Annotated in this window: 14 protein-coding genes; 4 read left to right on the top strand and 10 right to left on the bottom strand. The window is 54.6% G+C overall.

Annotation, left to right across the window (positions count from 1 at the left end; genetic code table 11):
• Nucleotides 1-45 precede the first annotated feature (45 nt).
• Both G565_RS0100340 and G565_RS0100345 read right to left on the bottom strand, forming a co-directional pair.
• Entirely contained in the window at nucleotides 46-840 is a 795-nt protein-coding gene (locus tag G565_RS0100340) for a replication protein P (RefSeq protein ID WP_157599964.1), read from the bottom strand.
• Nucleotides 737-1,528 (bottom strand): DnaT-like ssDNA-binding domain-containing protein, encoded by a 792-nt coding sequence (locus G565_RS0100345; protein ID WP_028669201.1) that lies wholly within the window; start codon nucleotides 1,526-1,528, stop codon nucleotides 737-739. The genes G565_RS0100340 and G565_RS0100345 overlap by 104 nt, the downstream gene beginning before the upstream one ends.
• A 276-nt stretch (nucleotides 1,529-1,804) precedes the next feature.
• Here G565_RS0100345 and G565_RS0100350 point away from each other — a divergent pair, with 276 nt between their 5' ends.
• On the top strand, nucleotides 1,805-2,683 hold the full coding sequence (locus G565_RS0100350; RefSeq protein WP_028669202.1) for an ABC transporter ATP-binding protein: 879 nt from the start codon (nucleotides 1,805-1,807) through the stop codon (nucleotides 2,681-2,683).
• Between the two features lie 18 nt (nucleotides 2,684-2,701).
• The gene (locus G565_RS0100355) at nucleotides 2,702-3,712 is read left to right on the top strand and encodes an ABC transporter permease (protein WP_028669203.1); all 1,011 of its coding nucleotides are present in this window, start codon (nucleotides 2,702-2,704) and stop codon (nucleotides 3,710-3,712) included.
• Here G565_RS0100355 and G565_RS0100360 read toward each other — a convergent pair whose 3' ends face one another.
• The gene (locus tag G565_RS0100360) at nucleotides 3,713-3,901 is read right to left on the bottom strand and encodes a YgaP family membrane protein (protein WP_028669204.1); all 189 of its coding nucleotides are present in this window, start codon (nucleotides 3,899-3,901) and stop codon (nucleotides 3,713-3,715) included.
• A gap of 157 nt (nucleotides 3,902-4,058) precedes the next feature.
• Between G565_RS0100360 and G565_RS0100365 the strand changes: the two genes are divergently transcribed.
• On the top strand, nucleotides 4,059-5,360 hold the full coding sequence (locus G565_RS0100365) for an MFS transporter (protein WP_028669205.1): 1,302 nt from the start codon (nucleotides 4,059-4,061) through the stop codon (nucleotides 5,358-5,360).
• 94 nt (nucleotides 5,361-5,454) lie between these two features.
• Here the strand turns inward: G565_RS0100365 and G565_RS22315 are convergent, their stop codons facing one another.
• The gene (locus G565_RS22315; RefSeq protein ID WP_157599965.1) at nucleotides 5,455-6,417 is read right to left on the bottom strand and encodes a patatin-like phospholipase family protein; all 963 of its coding nucleotides are present in this window, start codon (nucleotides 6,415-6,417) and stop codon (nucleotides 5,455-5,457) included.
• 205 nt (nucleotides 6,418-6,622) lie between these two features.
• Between G565_RS22315 and G565_RS0100375 the strand changes: the two genes are divergently transcribed.
• Nucleotides 6,623-7,534 (top strand): bile acid:sodium symporter family protein, encoded by a 912-nt coding sequence (locus G565_RS0100375; protein WP_028669206.1) that lies wholly within the window; start codon nucleotides 6,623-6,625, stop codon nucleotides 7,532-7,534.
• Here the strand turns inward: G565_RS0100375 and G565_RS0100380 are convergent.
• The 6 genes from G565_RS0100380 to G565_RS0100405 all read right to left on the bottom strand — a co-directional run bounded on the left by G565_RS0100380 (nucleotide 7,489) and on the right by G565_RS0100405 (nucleotide 16,229).
• Nucleotides 7,489-8,304 (bottom strand): 1-acyl-sn-glycerol-3-phosphate acyltransferase, encoded by an 816-nt coding sequence (locus tag G565_RS0100380; RefSeq protein WP_028669207.1) that lies wholly within the window; start codon nucleotides 8,302-8,304, stop codon nucleotides 7,489-7,491. The two genes, G565_RS0100375 and G565_RS0100380, sit on opposite strands and share 46 nt — an antisense overlap.
• Before the next feature lie 189 nt (nucleotides 8,305-8,493).
• Entirely contained in the window at nucleotides 8,494-11,247 is a 2,754-nt protein-coding gene (locus G565_RS25630; protein ID WP_051207030.1) for an EAL domain-containing protein, read from the bottom strand.
• A 32-nt stretch (nucleotides 11,248-11,279) separates the two neighbouring features.
• Nucleotides 11,280-12,320 (bottom strand): tripartite tricarboxylate transporter substrate binding protein, encoded by a 1,041-nt coding sequence (locus G565_RS0100390; protein ID WP_051207032.1) that lies wholly within the window; start codon nucleotides 12,318-12,320, stop codon nucleotides 11,280-11,282.
• A gap of 95 nt (nucleotides 12,321-12,415) precedes the next feature.
• Entirely contained in the window at nucleotides 12,416-13,651 is a 1,236-nt protein-coding gene (locus tag G565_RS0100395) for a type II secretion system F family protein (RefSeq protein WP_028669209.1), read from the bottom strand.
• Nucleotides 13,644-15,395: a GspE/PulE family protein gene (locus G565_RS0100400; RefSeq protein WP_051207034.1), complete on the bottom strand. Its 1,752-nt coding sequence runs from the start codon at nucleotides 15,393-15,395 to the stop codon at nucleotides 13,644-13,646. Before G565_RS0100400 ends, G565_RS0100395 begins: the two co-directional genes overlap by 8 nt.
• On the bottom strand, nucleotides 15,396-16,229 hold the full coding sequence (locus G565_RS0100405; protein WP_028669211.1) for a tetratricopeptide repeat protein: 834 nt from the start codon (nucleotides 16,227-16,229) through the stop codon (nucleotides 15,396-15,398).
• Nucleotides 16,230-16,235 lie beyond the last annotated feature (6 nt).

The raw sequence follows: 16,235 nt of genomic DNA on the forward strand, positions 1-16,235 counted from the left end.
TCCGGGTCGCAGGATGATGAGGCGAAGCACATTAGCCAAACGCCTCTATTTTGGCAGTGAGACACTCACCCCAAGCGCTTCCAGCTGCTGTCGGCTGTGTTCGCGGTAACGTTCCCGTACCTCTGTGTGGGCCGGTTTTTCCAGGTAATAGGCCAGCTTATACGCTGTCGGGGCGGGCACACCGGCCTGCTCCAGTGCGCTGACCAGGTTCAGTTCCTCGCTGGTGTCGGGGTCCGGCAAGGCAATGGATGGCTCGCTAACCTCCAATTCCTCACCACGCGCTACCTGATTCACCCGTCCCTGATACGCCTTTTCAAAAGGCGGCCAGCTGTAGCGTTCTGCCTCAGTGCGCATTCTGAAAAAGCCGACATCGCGGGCCGCCAGGTGCACGGCGGCGTGCGACCAATGACGGTTGGCCGGTGAATGGCTGTTCTGGCAGGCCTCAAGATAAGCATCGCGGATGCCCGGCAAACCAAGGGCTTCGGGCTGTGGCTGAAGCAGCTGAACGAAGTCGGCTATGGTGGGTGGCCAGGTGAACTCGAGCTTACACCGTTCCAGCGCATACTCCACCAGATGGGCTGGTGTTCCGGCCAGGCTGTACGCCCACTCTCGCTTCGCCAGCGTCAGCGTGGATTCATCGCCGTAGGCGCTCTCGAACTTGTGCGTATAGATATGGTGAAACCGCGCGAAGATCATATTGACCAACAGCTTGGTCTCGTGGTCGAGTGCGCCGCTGCTACCAGTCGGTGTCCCGGATGTTGCGGAGAGCTTCCCGGACTTTAGCCCGTTTTTCGCGAGCAGGGTTTGCAGGCTCTTGGGTGTGCTGTTGGGTTCGCTCATGTCGGCCCTTGTTGTTCAGTTGATCGTGCCAGGAACGCTGGACCCAGTTCAAGAAGCGGACGTCCCAGCTGAATTCGGCTCTGTCTTTATCCTGATAATACTGTCTGAATTTTGCCAGTTCCGCCAATGCATAGGTCAACGGAATGTCGTGAAATGATAATAGCCCCGGGAATTCCGGACCGGGCTCCCATTCTGCGTGCATGCGCGTGCGCTCTGCGCGCACGGTGTTCATGTCGGGTTTTTCCGGTTTTAGATAGGCCAGATCATCCTGAACCTGGTTGCGGCGACGGGCATCATTCATATCCTGTGCCGGCGGGTTACCGGGTTCGGCTGCCTGTACAGGGCGGTTCATGGTTCTGACCGGGACTCTTTCGACCGGTATGTCTTCCCCGGCATTGGTGCCGGCCCCGGTAGCAGGCCAGGGCTGCTCTGGCGGGATTAAGCTGTCGTCGAGATCCTCCAGATGCACTTGCCAGGGGTCTTCATTATGGACGGTTAGTAACCCCTGTGCCTGAACCCGGCGCAAAACGGCACTGAGCTGAGTGTTGCTCCAGAACGGCAATAACTGTTGGCGATGCTGTTCGGTCAGGGCAACTCGCGGCCCAAGCAGCAAGGCCATTTCGGTCAGGAGTTGGTACAATAGTGCCTCTTCCAATCCCAGGGTTTCTGCCAGGGCGGGAGAGACCACTAATACTTTCTCAGGGATCACACAGAGTCCTCAACGGTTAAAGTCCGGCCAGGTTCCGCACTCGTCGTTAAATCTCAAACGGGTCGGGTTCGGGCCGGTTAAATGCAGACTGGCCAGTCTAGCACTGGCACCCCCCGGGCGGAAATGACTTATCGGCTATGGCGAGCGAAACCGGGTCACGGTACCCTGCCGCAGCGTTTTGGCGCCGGTTAGTGGCTGTTGGCGCGTGTTACCCCGGCTAACGCCGATACTTGAGTCCAGAAACAAGGCAATACGATGACCGACCTTCTCAGTGTGCACAATCTGGTGAAACGCTACAAACAGCTTACGGCCGTCGATGGCGTCAGTTTTTCGGTGGCTAAAGGACAATGCTTCGGACTCCTGGGGCCCAATGGAGCGGGCAAAACCACCACGATCGAAATGATGGAAGGCATCAGCAAGCCGACCTCAGGAGAGGTGAGACTCTTTGGCGAGCCGGCATCGCGCAAGGCATTCGAGCGTGTGGGTATTCAATTTCAGAATACCGCCTTGCAGGACTATCTGACGGTGGCCGAAACGTTGGCATTGTTTGCAGCGTTTTATACCAAAACCATTGACCGGGAAGAGCTGATCGGGCTGTGTTCTTTGGGCGATTTTCTGAACCGGGATGCGCGCAAATTGTCCGGTGGGCAACGCCAGCGTCTGTTGTTGGCACTGGCGCTGATCAATGACCCCGACCTGGTGTTTCTGGACGAACCAACCACCGGCCTGGACCCGCAGTCGAGACGCAATTTCTGGGAGCTGGTGCAGGCAATAAAACACCGTGGCAAAACCATTGTGTTGACCACGCATTACATGGACGAGGCCGAAACGCTGTGTGATGACATTGCCATCATGGATCAGGGTCGTATTGTCGAGCGGGGTTCTCCGGCGCAATTGCTGGAGCGCCATTTCGACGGCGTGATGGTGAATCTGCCGGCCACAGCGGTTGAGGGTAAGGTATTGCCTTTCGAGATGCTGGCAAATCGGGACCGGGTTGAGATTCAAACGACCGCGGTGGACGCCATCGTGCGCCAGCTCGCCGAGGCGCAAGTGCCTCTGACCGGGTTGCAGGTTAAAAGCCCCAACCTGGAAGACTTGTTTCTAAAACTCACCGGCCATGCCCTGCGCGCCTGATCTTAAGGAGACTACCCGATGATGAGCCGTCTGCTGGCTGTTTTTAATGCCCGTAACAAGGAGTTCTGGCGCGACCGGAGCTCTCTTGCCTGGAACTTTGCGTTCCCTTTTTTACTGGTTTTTGGCTTCTACTTTATTTTTGGTCAGGGCATGCCAATGTTCAAGGTAGGGGTCATCGGTGAACAGGATGCTTATATTTCACGACCCGCCTTCATGCAACTCAGTCACATCCAGTTCGTCCCTTATGACGAATTGGAAACGGCACTGAATCGGGCCCGGCGTCACCAGATTGATCTGGTGCTGGATCTCGATCGCCAGCTGTACTGGGTTAACGAAGAAAGCCGAAATGGTTATGTCGCCGAGCGACTGCTGGTCAATGCAGACCCGGACTTTAACCGGCGGGTGGTGCAGGGAGAGCCTATTCGATACGTTGATTGGGTGCTGCCTGGCATCATCGGTATGAACATCATGTTCAGTTCCCTGTTCGGGGTCGGCTACGCCATTGTGCGCTACCGGAAAAATGGGGTGTTAAAGCGTCTCAAGGCGACACCTTTGTCAGCCTTTGAGTTCGTATCGGCGCAGATTCTATCGCGGTTGTTGACCGTGATGCTGGTGGCTTCGATCATCTATTTTGGCAGCCACTGGGCATTGTCTACGTTGATGCTGGGTAACCCGTTCAGTTTGCTGCTGACCCTCTTTGTGGGGGCTCTGGCAATGATATCTCTGGGTCTCGCCGTGGCGAGCCGGTCACGCAGTGAAGAGTTGACTGGCGGTCTGATGAACATGGCGACCTGGCCGATGATGGGGTTGTCGCAAGTATGGTTCTCGCTGGAAGGGGCGCCGCCGACCGTCCAGTCCATTGCCAATGCGCTCCCGCTGACCCACCTGGTCAGCGCCGCCCGGGAAATCACCACCGAAGGCGCAACTTTGATGCAGGTCAGTGATCACTTGCTGGTGCTCGCCGGTATGACTGCCTTGTTTCTGACGATCGCCGCTCTGTTGTTTAACTGGGACAGCGATCACCGTTAGCTATTTTTTGCGCAAGGTCGACAACCCGAACGGCAAGTAAGCGGGGCATACGCGAACCGCAGCGGTGGCCACCAACACAACGCCAATGATGCCCCACCAACCGATGACACCGGTCAGGCCCAGTGCAATGAGAATGATCCCGGCGACGAGGCGGAGCGTACGGTCGGTTGTGCCCATATTGATTGTCATGACGATACTCCTTTAATTAGATTGATCTAATGTAGTAGAGAAGTTCGGTTTTGTCATCTGATTAATGCGATAGCGGGTATTTAACCCGCTTGATTTACACCGGTTTAGTCTATACTGCCGGGTTTCAATCTCTGTTCCAAAGCCGTACGGAAGTGGTATGCGTTCAATTCTGGTTTCGATCATGGCCCTGTTTCTGGGCATCTGTTTATTACTGTTGGGCAACAGCCTGCTGAGCACCCTGCTTGTGCTTCGTGGTGTCGCTGAGGGTTTCTCCGGACAGTATCTGGGGATCATGACCTCGGTGTACTTTCTTGGGGCTCTGGTGGCGACTCTGATGGCCTCGACCATGATCAAGCGCATGGGGCACATTCGCTGTTTTACTTTTTGTACCGCTTTGCTCGGCTGCAGTATTCTGGCGTATGTGCTGATTATTTCGCCAGTAGCCTGGCTGGTCATCCGGTTTTTTACCGGCTTCGGTGTATTTGTCATGTACACAGTGATCGAGAGCTGGCTAAACGGTCAGACTCAGGAAGCGTACCGCAGTCGGGTGTTTTCGATTTATACCCTGGTGAATCTGGTTGCCATTGCCGCGTCTCAGCAGTTGCTGCGTATTGACAGCGCGACCAGTTACACCTTGTTCATACTGGCCAGTTTTCTGGTAACGGCGGCCATTATGCCGGTCTCCTGGACCCGGCTACAGCAACCTCATGTACCAGTCGACATGCCGTCGATGAGCATTTTGAAGCTATTCGATGCGGCGCCGGTTGCGGTCACCGGCGTGGTGGTGTCCGGGTTGATCATGGGGCCTTTTTGGGGGCTGACACCTTTGTTTGTCGCAGGGCTGGGTTATACGGAAAACCAATTGGCCGCCTTTATTTCGTTATCGATTCTTGGCGGCGCACTGATTCAATACCCGGTGGGTCGCTGGTCGGACCGCATGGATCGCCGCCGGGTTATGCTGGTGGCGTTTGTTTTCGGTACCTTGCTGGCATTGGCGATGGCGCTCAGCGCCTGGTACTTGCCCATTGAGCGGGCTCTGATGACATCGCTGTCGGTTGTATTCTGCGGGCTGGTATTGGCTGTGTATCCTATTTCAGTAGCGCATCTGGTCGACAGGATTCACAAGGATCATCTGGTGGCCGGATCCAGTGGTTTGCTGATGCTTTATGGTTTGGGGTCGTTCGTCGGGCCCGCCATGGCTGGGGTTTCATTGCAATATCTGGGCGCTGGTGGCCTGCCAGCCTACTATCTGATCGTATTGGCACTGTTCAGTTTGGTCCTGAGTGTTCAACTGATTCGTTCGCGCATTATTGAGCGCCCGGAAGACCATGAAAGCCAGTATGTTGCCATGGTACGGACCTCCCCTAACGTCTTGCCGCTGCACCCGGAATCTGAACAAGCGGTAGGGAACCCTGAAGAGCGCCGCAGCGAGCAAAGAGAGTCAGCCCAGCCGGGCTGAGCTTCTTCCGGCAAGACGGGTTCCGGGGCACCGGTGTTTGGTGCAATCAGCAAACAGCACAGCTGCCTGCTGACCCTGTATTGGCGCAGGCTCCCTAGAGTTCGTCGGTACCGATTTCTTCAATATCTTCGTGCAGATCGGTAAAGCCTTGTTTGGCTTCATAGCGGTCCAGCGCGGCAGCGCATAGCTGGTAACCGTCGTCGATCATTTCACTCGCCAGGTGGTAGTCAAACAAGCCACCCACTCCCCTGGGGATTTCTATCAGAATATCGGGTTGATGCGCGGCCAGCTTCATGTGCGCGATGGTATTCTGCATGGTATCGATGGAGCGGTTCATGAGTTCGAGCATACTCCACTGACTCTGTGGCTCGGTGGTGTCCGTTTTCTCTGACCACCAGCGATCAATAAACCGGTTGATGGCGCGGTGTACGGTGTTCTGAGCCTCCACAGACACCTTGGCTGGCTTTTTGTGGTTGGCTTTTTCCGGTTTGCCAGGCATGTCGGCACGACCATTGAGGTTGACCGCCAGCGTCAGGTCGGTTTGGGTTCGCAAGGTGGGTGCAATGGGAACCGGGTTCAGTACCCCGCCGTCGACCAGCATCATGCCCCGGTAGGGGTGTGGTTTGAATACGGAAGGAATGGCGATTGAACCCCGGATCGCCTCAAACAGCGAACCATCGTTGAACCAGATCTCACGCTGGCGTTCGATGTCCACCGCGACAGCGGTAAACTCAATGGGCAAATCCTCGATTCGGGCATCGCCGACCTGGCGTTTTAACACTTCCATGATCTTGTAGCCTTTGAACAGGCCGCCACCGTTGAACGACAGGTCGAGCAGGCGCAGCACATCTCTGCGTTCCAGGGCACAGACCCAGCGTTCATATTGGTCCAGTTTTCCGGCAGCGTAAAATCCGCCCACCAGCGCGCCGATGCTCGCTCCGGCAATGTTGGCTATACTGTAATTGCGGTCTTCGAGGCAGCGAATAATTCCAATGTGAGCCATACCCCGAGCACCGCCACTGCCGAGTACCAGCGATACGGTTTTCTGTGCATTCACGCGATTGCTCCTTTGGTCATGAAGAGTGTTCAGAGCCTCCCTGAGGTCCCGTTGTTAAAGTATGATGCCAAACGGTTGAATTGCTACCCTGCGCGACAACCTGTGATAGTGGTTCCATCTGCGCGGCTGTACACTATTGCAGACCGCAGGCTGCTATATCGGCAGTAGGCCGTGAACCCTGAAACGCCCTGTTTAGGAGTCCTGAGTGTTAGATTCAGTCCAGATCGCCTTTGATCCTTCCAGTCTCGATATGTTGAATTTCATGCTCGCGATCATGATGTTTGGTGCTGCACTGTCGGTGAAAGTGGCTGATTTTCGTTATGTGCTGAAGTCGCCCAAAGCGCCCGTTATAGGGCTGATCTGTCAGTTCATTTTGTTACCCGCCGCTACCTACGGATTTACCCGTGTCATGGCACTGGAACCCTCGTTGGCACTCGGTATGATTCTGGTTGCAGCATGCCCTGGCGGGAGTTTCTCAAACATCATTACCTTCCTCAGTCGCGGGCACGTGGCTACCTCGGTTAGCATGACCGCCATATCATCGCTGGCGGCGATTATTATGACGCCCCTGAATTTTACTTTTTATGCATCACTGGCGCCTGAGACCCGGGCCATTGTGCAAGCCATTAACGTTGAACCTCTGGCTATGGTGCAGTTGATTGGTTGGGTGCTGGGTGTGCCACTGGCACTGGGCATGCTGGTGGGTCACAAGTTTCCAGCCTTTGCGGCCCGGGCAGACAAGCCCGCCCGCTGGGTCTCACTGTTAATCTTTCTGATGTTTGTAGGCGTTGCTTTCTCGCGCAATGGCGGGCTTTTTGTGGAACATGCCACGGCCTTTGCCGGCTTGGTTGTGTTGCATAACGCTCTGGCTCTGGGGTTGGGCTGGGCCGCGGCATCCTGGGCCCGTTTGCCCGATGATCAGCGACGAGCGGTGATACTTGAAGTCGGTATTCAGAATTCCGGTCTTGGACTTATCATCCTGTTTTCGTTTTACCCGAATCTCGGCGGTATGATGCTGATTACGGCGTTCTGGGGTGTTTGGCATCTGGTCAGCGGATTACTGCTGTCAGCTTACTGGTCTCGCCGGCCACCCCGGCTTGGTTTGGGCATCGTCTGATGGCCCAGTTGTCCGGTGGCTAATCGGTTTTGTAGCCATAAGGCCTGATCCGGCAGGCTGCAGTCTGCCGGCAGGTCACTGACCGCGATGACCTCGACTACCCGCATATGAATTGTCTGATGTTTGCCCAGGCGATACGCCCAAACCTGAACGACGGCACGCAAAACCGGGTGAATTCGATGCAGCAGTTGCCGCATCGGCGCCCGCGGCATTTGCACGTCTACCAGAACGATGGGTCGATCGGTCTCGCGAGCCAGGCGAACAATGCCGGTGCGCCAGGCCGGGTCGGTAGCATTTTTCCAAAAAGGCCGTGCCTGACTTAACCCTCCGGCTGGGGTAATGACCAGTCTACCTTCCTCGCGTAGCCATTGGCTGGCGGCGGTCAGTGTTTTGCTACCGCCAACAGAGCGACGTTCTTTGTCAAGGTTGACCGACAGGAACACTTTGCGCAACGGCCCGAAAATGTTCAGAAAATTACGCGCCATGATCCGGGTCGGCACTCTGGATTGACTGGCCAGCCAGGCCAGCCCCAGGCCATCAAACAGACCGTGTGGGTGATTACCAGCGACAATGCAACTGCCCAGCCCGTCGAGTAACTCGGTATTGTCTGCACTCAGGGAAAAATTATTACGGCGTAACAGCGAGTCGAGCATGCCATGCAAATCACCGTTGCCGGTTTGCCAGGCATCGTTCAATAATTGCTCCGCCCAGTTGACGCCCACCAATTTAAACAAGGTTCGGCGCAAAGGGCCGGGCCAATGATCTAACATAGTTGTGTATCCAGCTGGATCGTCCCTGACGTGATTGGTAGCGGGTTGGTCTAACGCCAACCTCAACCCGGAATATGGGCGTTCCGGTGAAATCGATGACTGCTCAGTGAGTTTTTAGCAGACCTGTTGGAAGAATAAGTCGGTTATACGGTGGATACAAGCGATGGTCTAACTATTGCCTGATGAGCGTTAGCCGGGTTGGCAGGCAGCTCGTACACTCTGTTCAAAATTAGCCAGTGGCACCGGGTAGCCGAAATAGTACCCCTGAAAAGCCTGGCAACCAAATTGCTTTAGTAGCATCGCTTGCTCGGCAGTTTCGACACCTTCGGCGATGGCGTTAATAGACATACTGGAAGCCAGTGAAATGATGGTTTTGGCGATGTCGGAATCATCCGGATTGATGGTCAGATCATTGACGAAAGACTGGTCGATTTTTAACTGGTCTAGTGGAAGTTGCTTAAGATAAGACAGTGATGAATAGCCGGTACCAAAATCATCGAGTGAAAACCCGATGCCATGCAAACGAAGTTGATGCATTTTCGCAATGGTGTCCTGAATGTTCTCCAGTAACATGCTTTCTGTCAATTCCAGCTTAAGTTGTGCAGCCGGTACTCCAGTGTGTTGAACAATGCGGACCACGTCGGCAACAAAGTCATGCTGGTGCAATTGTCGCGCGCTTATATTGACCGACATGGTCAGACCAGACAGGACAGAATCGTTCGCCCAGCCAGCGAGTATTTCGCACGAGCGCTCAATCACCCAGTGTCCAAGAGGATTGATCAGGCCAGTATCTTCGGCCACTTTTATGATCTCAGCCGGAGTCACCAGCCCCTTGGAGGGGTGATGCCAGCGCAGTAAACTTTCTGCACCGATAACGAGGTGATCGGAATCGACCTGAGGCTGCAAGAATAGCTCGAATTGCTTATCCTTGATGGCCGTGCGAATTTCGTTGGCCATCTGCAGATGTTCCGATACCCTGGCTTGCATGTCGGGGGTAAAAAAGCGGGCGGTATTCTTACCCGCATCCTTGGCCTGGTACATGGCCAGGTCTGCTTGTTTGAGTAGCTCATCGACATTGTGTGAGTGATTGCTGAACAACGTCATGCCAATGCTTAATGTGCTGAAGTGCTCAAGATTGGGCATGATGAAGGGTTGTCTGAAGGCATCAAGCACACTGGCCGCCAATGCTTCGGCAAACTGCCTTGCCTCTGCTTCGCTACCAGAGAGATTCTCCAACAGTATGATGAATTCGTCGCCACCAATACGTGCAACGGTATCGGTGTGGCGGATACGACTTCCGAGCCGCTCGGCAACTTGTTGCAGAAACAGATCGCCGGTGTGATGCCCCCGGGTATCATTCAGTGTTTTGAAATCATCAAGATCAATGTACAGCAGAGCGCCATATTGCTGACTGCTGGTGGCCACTATCAAGGCCTTGTTCAGTCGGTCAATCAGCATGCGTCGATTGGGTAGGCTGGTAAGCTGGTCGTAGAAGGCGAGTTGTTCGATGCGTTGCTCAGCAGCTTTACGTTCAGTCGTGTCGATGATGGTAACCACAAAATTCTGCACAACATCGCCTTCATCAGATAAGACCGCAGTAATGTGCATCCACTGCAAATAGTACTCGCCGTTTTTGCGTCGACCCCATGCCTCCCCCTGCCAGCTGCCATTGATGGCTAGGCTGTCTTCGATGATTTGGTTGATGCTCTCATCATGAAGGTCTGTTTCCACCAGATTCATCAGCTCGCCTGCAATGTCTTCCTGATGGTAACCGGTCATACGGGTGAAGGCTTTATTCACTTTCAGAATTCGGGTTGCCCCGTCTGTGACCAGCATTCCCTGTGCAGATTCAAAAACATTTGCAGCGATGTTCAGTTCGTAGACCATGCTCTGCATCGCGAGTCCGACCTGGTTGTGTTCATAGATACCGCCCGTTTCAAACGGAGCGGCTCTCGTGCCCTGGCGTGTGTTGGCGATGTATTGCAACAGGTTGCTGATACTGCGGTTGTGGTTCAGGTGTACCAGCCAGGTCGCAAGTGTAAATAACAGAATAAACCCGGCTGACAGAACAAAAAATGTCTGTTTATAGGTTTCCGCCACCGGTGGGAAATTATTGGCCGACAGACCGAGTTCAATCCAGGCGTCGTCGCGATTGCTGGCGATATTAAGCGGCAGTGTTTTTGAGTAGACATTGTCTTTTAAGACGACCCTGTCGAAAGGTTTAGCGTAGGAAGCGGCGCCTTTGTATTCCAGTTCGGTCTGTCGAATCAACTCCTGGTCACCCAACCCGACTTTAATGACATCAACGCCGGATTGGCTGGCAATATCGCTTACCAGGGCACGGTTTTGTCCGATGGCCAATCCTATATACAGGTAACCGCGAAGGCGCAGTGAGGCCGGGTCAAATAGTGGCGCCGCTTTAAGCACCACGGTCAGGGTGGTGGTGTGCTCGATCAGCCAGCGTTGGGTATAGTACACCGGTGAACGCAATGTTTGCATCATAGGGTCAATGTCGTATAAAGGCAGGCTTGCATCGAAAAGTAGCTGTCCGCTGGCATCGGTTATGAACAGGACATCGATGTTATTGCCTAATGCCGAGTCCTGAAACATGTAGGCAATGTCGTCGATCGCCGAATCGAGTCCGGTTGTGCCGCTGGCGATCGACGTGAATACCTGGTTGGCTGCTGCACTTTGCAAATAGGCATCAAGCAGGTCAAGTCGATTGGCGTAAAGGTTGGCAGCAGTGCGATGATGCTGGCGCAGCGCATTTTGAATTTCACTGTCGAGACTGTTCTGGGCGGTCTTGACAGCGTAGAGCATCGAGAAAAAAAGAGTGATTAGCCCCAGAGCACCGAAGACCAGAGCGATGCGGGTAATGAATTTCAGTTCGAGGAATCGCTTTCTCACTGACTGAGTAACGTTAATTGTCGAATGCTTAGGCATTCATACTCCGGTCGTGAATCAGTTTTGACTGTTCAGTTCTCATCAGGCTCACCGTACTCCTGAATCAACCAGCGATAGTCGTCAACTTGCTGTTCGAAGTAGGATTGAAGCCGGGCTTCATCCCAAAAGGTGATGGGCAGTCGTACTCGCCCGGTCGCTTGAATGAAGCGTGGGTCCTGTGTTGCTTTGAACAGAGCCGCGGAAAGAATGCTGACCTGATCGTCCGGGGTGTCTTCCGGGACCACCAGCACCCGCGGATTCTGCATTGACACGTCGTAACCGAGCTCGCCAATAGCTGGCGCATCAGGGTATCCAACCAATCGTTCTTCCACGAGTCCCATCAGCACGACCATCTCGCCTGATTCCGTGTACTGGGTGTGAGTACCGCCACTGAACGCGAAATCCACATCGCCCGCTAGCACCATGGGCGCCATACCAGCCCCACCGGTTGTAGGGACTATGCGCATGGGAATGCCTTCACGGCGTGAAATCATATTAATGACAAACCGATCCTGTGAAGTCTGGGAGGCGACCGTCAGCTCGTCTTTGCCCTGAGCGCGAGCGTACTCAAGAAATTCTTCCCAGGTTCGGTAAGGCTTGTTGCCACCGGTTACCAGAGCAGATTGATCCAGGGCCAGAGCCGACACATAGCGAAAACTGTTCAGATCGTAAGAGGCGTCGGTAACGAGTGGCGTAAAAGTGTAGGGCAGCGATGAGCCAAACATCATGAGATAGCCCTGGTCAGTACTGCTGGCAACAAGGGCGGCTGCAACGCCACCGCCAGCTCCGGGCAGATAGAGCCGTTCTACAGGTTGACCGAGTTCTTCTTCCAGGATGTCAGCCAGGGCCTGAGCCTGAATGTCAGTGCTGCCCCCCGGATTGAAGCCAATGACCATGGTCAGCGGGCGGTTTGGGAAGCCGGACGCATGAACACCCAATAGTGCGCTGAGAGCCAGTAGCCCGGCGACACACACCACAAAGGGGGACGATATCACCCGGCCCATTCTGAGCCTGAAGGCTTTGTTGTGCCTGCAAAGGGAGCCCCGGGTGGATACCTGCATCAGTTCACTCATACGTCAAACCCTGAGTTGTGTCGGGTGAACCCCGGTGGATTAAGTTTAGGATTGGACCTCGTCTTTGTCTAGGGAGTCTACGACGGGTGAATTGACTACCCGAAAGCGGAGCCGAGGTCCCACATGGGTAGAAATACTCCCAATGCCAGCACCAGAACCATCATGCCCATAAACAAGAGCAGGATGGGTTCTATGGCCTCAGCAAGTCGTTTCAGATCGTATTCAACTTCCTGGTCGTAGAAATCCGCAATGTCGACGAGCAGTCCACCAACGTTACCGGTTTCTTCACCGACCGCGATCATTTGCAGAATCAGGGGGTTGAACAGCCCACTGGCCGATGCGGTAGCCTGAAGGGACTCACCACGTTCAATACCAGACATCATCCCTTCAATGCCTTTGCCTATGTATTTGTTGCCCACCGTTCGACTGGCCACGCCCAGTGCTTGCAGCAGGGGAACGCCCGCTTCGAGCATCATGGCGAAAGGCCGGGCAAATCGTCCCAGCGCAATGCGTTCGTAAATGCCCCCCATCAGTGGAAATCGCAGAATCTGGCGGTCCCAGGTCAGTGCACCCTGAGGGGTTTTCTTCCAGCGTTTAAACGCGTAGACCCCGAGTACAATCAGACCCAGCAGGTAGGGCCAGGTACTGATCATGATGTCTGAGCTGGTCATCAGAATCCGGGTTGGAATGGGCAGGTCGGCGCCAAGTTTGGCAAATACGCCAGCGAAGGCCGGAATCACCATGAAGTTGATGACCACCATGGCCAGTGAAATAGCCGCTACCACAATGATCGGGTATCGGGTTGCCGAGGCGATGCGCTTGCGGGTGTCTTTTTCCAGTTCCAGATGACTGACCAGTTGTTGAAAGGCGGTATCAAGCCGGCCAGTGGATTCGCCCATGCGAATCATCGCGATAAACAGGTCGTTGAAGACATCCGGGTGGCTTCGAAACGCGGTCGACAGCGGCGACCCCTGAGTCAGAATGCGCGCGACATCGCTCAGCACTTCGCCCAGGCGGGGCGAGCGAGTGGCATCGGAAAGACCATTGATGGCACGCATCAGCGGAATGCCCGAGCGAGACAAGGCATACATCTGACGACAGAACATGATCAACTCGTCGATGCTGACTTTGGCCTTGCGCTGGGTGTAGCGACCAAGCAGAGCAGACACATCGATGTTTCGGGAAGTCGGTTTGGCAACTGGTTCAATGCGTGTTGCAATGATGCTCTGACGCCTCAGAAGTTGCAGCAATGCGCTTTGCGAAGCCGCTTCAAGCTGTCCCTCAACCTGGCGACCTTCCGCGTTGCGGCCCTGGTAGAAGTACTCAGCCATGGTCGGCCACCAGATCGTTCAGGTCGATGGAGATTTTGAAGACTTCGGACAGGTCGGTTGTGCCCTCCATCGCATATTCGAGTGCCCACTCTTCCATTGGTTTGAACTGGTCGTTGGCACGTGCGGCCTGGACAAAGGCATTGTGATCCTGGTCGCGCAGTGCGATCAGCATGGCTTCATCAAGTTCCAGCCATTCATAGACACCGATTCGACCGCGATAGCCGGTGTTATTGCAATGGTAGCAGCCAGTACCCCGGTAAAAGGAGTGCTGTGCAAAGCGACCGCCCGCCAGATTGTTGAGCCACAATTGTTCGCGCACTTCCGGTTTGTAGGGTTGGCGGCATTCTTCGCAGACTTTACGCAACAGTCGCTGTGCCATGATGCCACGCAAGGCGGATGCCACCAGATAGGATTCAACGCCCATATCGGCCAGTCGCATGGCGCTGGAGACTGCATCGTTGGTGTGCAATGTGCTCATCACCAGGTGGCCAGTCAGGGCGGCCCTGACACCGATGGAGACGGTTTCCTGGTCGCGCATCTCGCCGACCAGTATGACATCGGGGTCCTGACGCAACGCCGAACGTAGAATGCTGGCGAAGTCGAGATTGATGCGCGGGTTAACCTGTACCTGATTAATGCGCGACATGCGATATTCAATCGGATCTTCAGCCGTAATGATTTTTCGGTTGGGCTGGTTTAACAAATTAAGTGCCGAATACAGTGTCGTGGTTTTACCGCTGCCGGTCGGGCCGGTGACCAGGATTAAACCGTGGGGCCGTTCTACCATTAACTCGAATCGGCTGCGGATGGTGTCGGGCATGCCCAGGGCTTCAAGTGACAGCAGGCCGGACGACTGGTCGAGCAATCGCATGACTACCGATTCACCGTATTGCACTGGCATGGTGGATAGCCGCACATCAATTGATTTGTTATTGACGCGAATGTTGAAGCGTCCATCCTGTGGCATGCGTCGCTCGGAGATATCGAGATTCGACATGATTTTTAACCGCATCACCAATGCCGATGCCACCCGTTTTTCTTTGATAACCTGTTCCTGTAAAACGCCATCGACCCGCATGCGAATGCGAAATACGGATTCATCCGGTTCAATATGCACATCAGAGGCATTCACCGCCACCGCGTCTTCGAGCAGACTTTGCAGAAGTCGCACAACGGGCGCGTCTTGCAAGTCGCCGTCATCGGCCAGGTTGGCCAGGTCGAAGTCGCTCTCGCGCAGCTCACCTTCCAGCTCCACGGCAATGGATTCAATTTCACCGGTACGCCGGTACACCGAGTCCAGTGTGGCCAGCAGTTCGGCTTCACGTACGATGGCCGGTTTGACGGTTTTCTTCAGTCGCTTTTCAACTTCATCGATGGCCATCAAATCCAGAGGATCGGCCATGCCCAGCAGCAACCCATCGGCATTGTCGGCGAGCAGCAGGCAGCGAAAGCGTCGCGCGACGGACTCGTCCAGGCGCTGCATGACGTCTTGCTTAAGCTGAAACTGGCGCATCTCGATGAACGGAATCTTCAGGTGTTTCGACAACGTCGTGAGCAATTTGTTCTCGGGTACCAGTCCCATGTCGACCAATACGCGGCCGATTTTCTTGCCGGTGTGCTTTTGCTCTTGCAAAGCGAGGCCAAGCTGGCCTTCCGAAATCAGCCCGGCTTCGACCAGCAGGTCACCCAGGCGAATTTTTTTGCGGTTTTTCGGTTCGGTGTCCAGCGTGCGCGTTTCAGTCATTTAGCCAGCCAATATCGTTGAGCGTTGTTGGGCGAATTGTTGCAATTCGGGGTCATTGTTCAGCGCCAGGAATGTCTGATAGTTTTGTTTGGCATCCATGTTCAGTCGGGCGCGTTCCAGCGACAGTGCCAACTGCATATACCAGATAGGTTTCACCCGGGGCAGACAGGCGAGCTTTTGAAAGTGGTTGATCGCCAGCAGGTGCTTGCCCAGTGCCTGTTCAGCCAGGGCCATGTATTCGACCAGGGGATACACCGAAGGGTTGAGTTTTAGTCCGTTCTGGCAGCAGGTGATCGCGTCTTTGAATTGCTGGCAGCGGCAATAGTGCCAGGCCAGCAAAACCCGGATACGCATTGATTTGGGAAATTCCTCCAGCGCATCAATCATTAGCATTTCCGCTTCCTGGGCCTGATTCATCTGCGCCAGTTCAAGTGCCATGTCAGCGACCTGCTTTTCATCGGTACTGGTGTCGCGAAAAGACTTAAGGCTGGGCGTTGGAATAGGCAGGTTGACGCCAATGTCGATCAGTTCAATCTGGTCGACCGGCAGGTTGTCTTCAGTGATGCGATACCGGGTGGTATGAGTGTTGGGCTTGATCACCTGATGGCGCTGACGAGCTTCAGCCAGTCGCCTGAGCAGTGAATCTGCTTTCGGAAACAGGTCGTGTTTAAGCGCGATTTCCATAATGCCGGACAGCTTGATTTGCCTGGCCTGAATCAGCCGTCTACCGAGTTCACGTTCATCGTCTTCGTTGACCAGAGTGTGGTAGTGCTGCTCCAGTGCCTGTAGGCTGATATTTGAATGGTCTTTTAACAGTTCATATAAACGGTTCATGCCGTG

The organism is Saccharospirillum impatiens DSM 12546 (assembly GCF_000423605.1).
In the GTDB taxonomy this organism is placed as follows: Bacteria; Pseudomonadota; Gammaproteobacteria; order Pseudomonadales; family Natronospirillaceae; genus Saccharospirillum; species Saccharospirillum impatiens.

Bases quoted from the DNA above. Each gene is read 5' to 3' on its own strand.
- G565_RS0100340 (WP_157599964.1), bottom strand. From the start codon at position 840: ATGAGCGAACCCAACAGCACACCCAAGAGCCTGCAAACCCTGCTCGCG.
- G565_RS0100350 (WP_028669202.1), top strand. From the start codon at position 1,805: ATGACCGACCTTCTCAGTGTGCACAATCTGGTGAAACGCTACAAACAG.
- G565_RS0100355 (WP_028669203.1), top strand. From the start codon at position 2,702: ATGATGAGCCGTCTGCTGGCTGTTTTTAATGCCCGTAACAAGGAGTTC.
- G565_RS0100360 (WP_028669204.1), bottom strand. From the start codon at position 3,901: ATGACAATCAATATGGGCACAACCGACCGTACGCTCCGCCTCGTCGCC.
- G565_RS0100365 (WP_028669205.1), top strand. From the start codon at position 4,059: ATGCGTTCAATTCTGGTTTCGATCATGGCCCTGTTTCTGGGCATCTGT.
- G565_RS0100380 (WP_028669207.1), bottom strand. From the start codon at position 8,304: ATGTTAGATCATTGGCCCGGCCCTTTGCGCCGAACCTTGTTTAAATTG.
- G565_RS25630 (WP_051207030.1), bottom strand. From the start codon at position 11,247: ATGCCTAAGCATTCGACAATTAACGTTACTCAGTCAGTGAGAAAGCGA.
- G565_RS0100390 (WP_051207032.1), bottom strand. From the start codon at position 12,320: ATGAGTGAACTGATGCAGGTATCCACCCGGGGCTCCCTTTGCAGGCAC.
- G565_RS0100395 (WP_028669209.1), bottom strand. From the start codon at position 13,651: ATGGCTGAGTACTTCTACCAGGGCCGCAACGCGGAAGGTCGCCAGGTT.
- G565_RS0100400 (WP_051207034.1), bottom strand. From the start codon at position 15,395: ATGACTGAAACGCGCACGCTGGACACCGAACCGAAAAACCGCAAAAAA.
- G565_RS0100405 (WP_028669211.1), bottom strand. From the start codon at position 16,229: ATGAACCGTTTATATGAACTGTTAAAAGACCATTCAAATATCAGCCTA.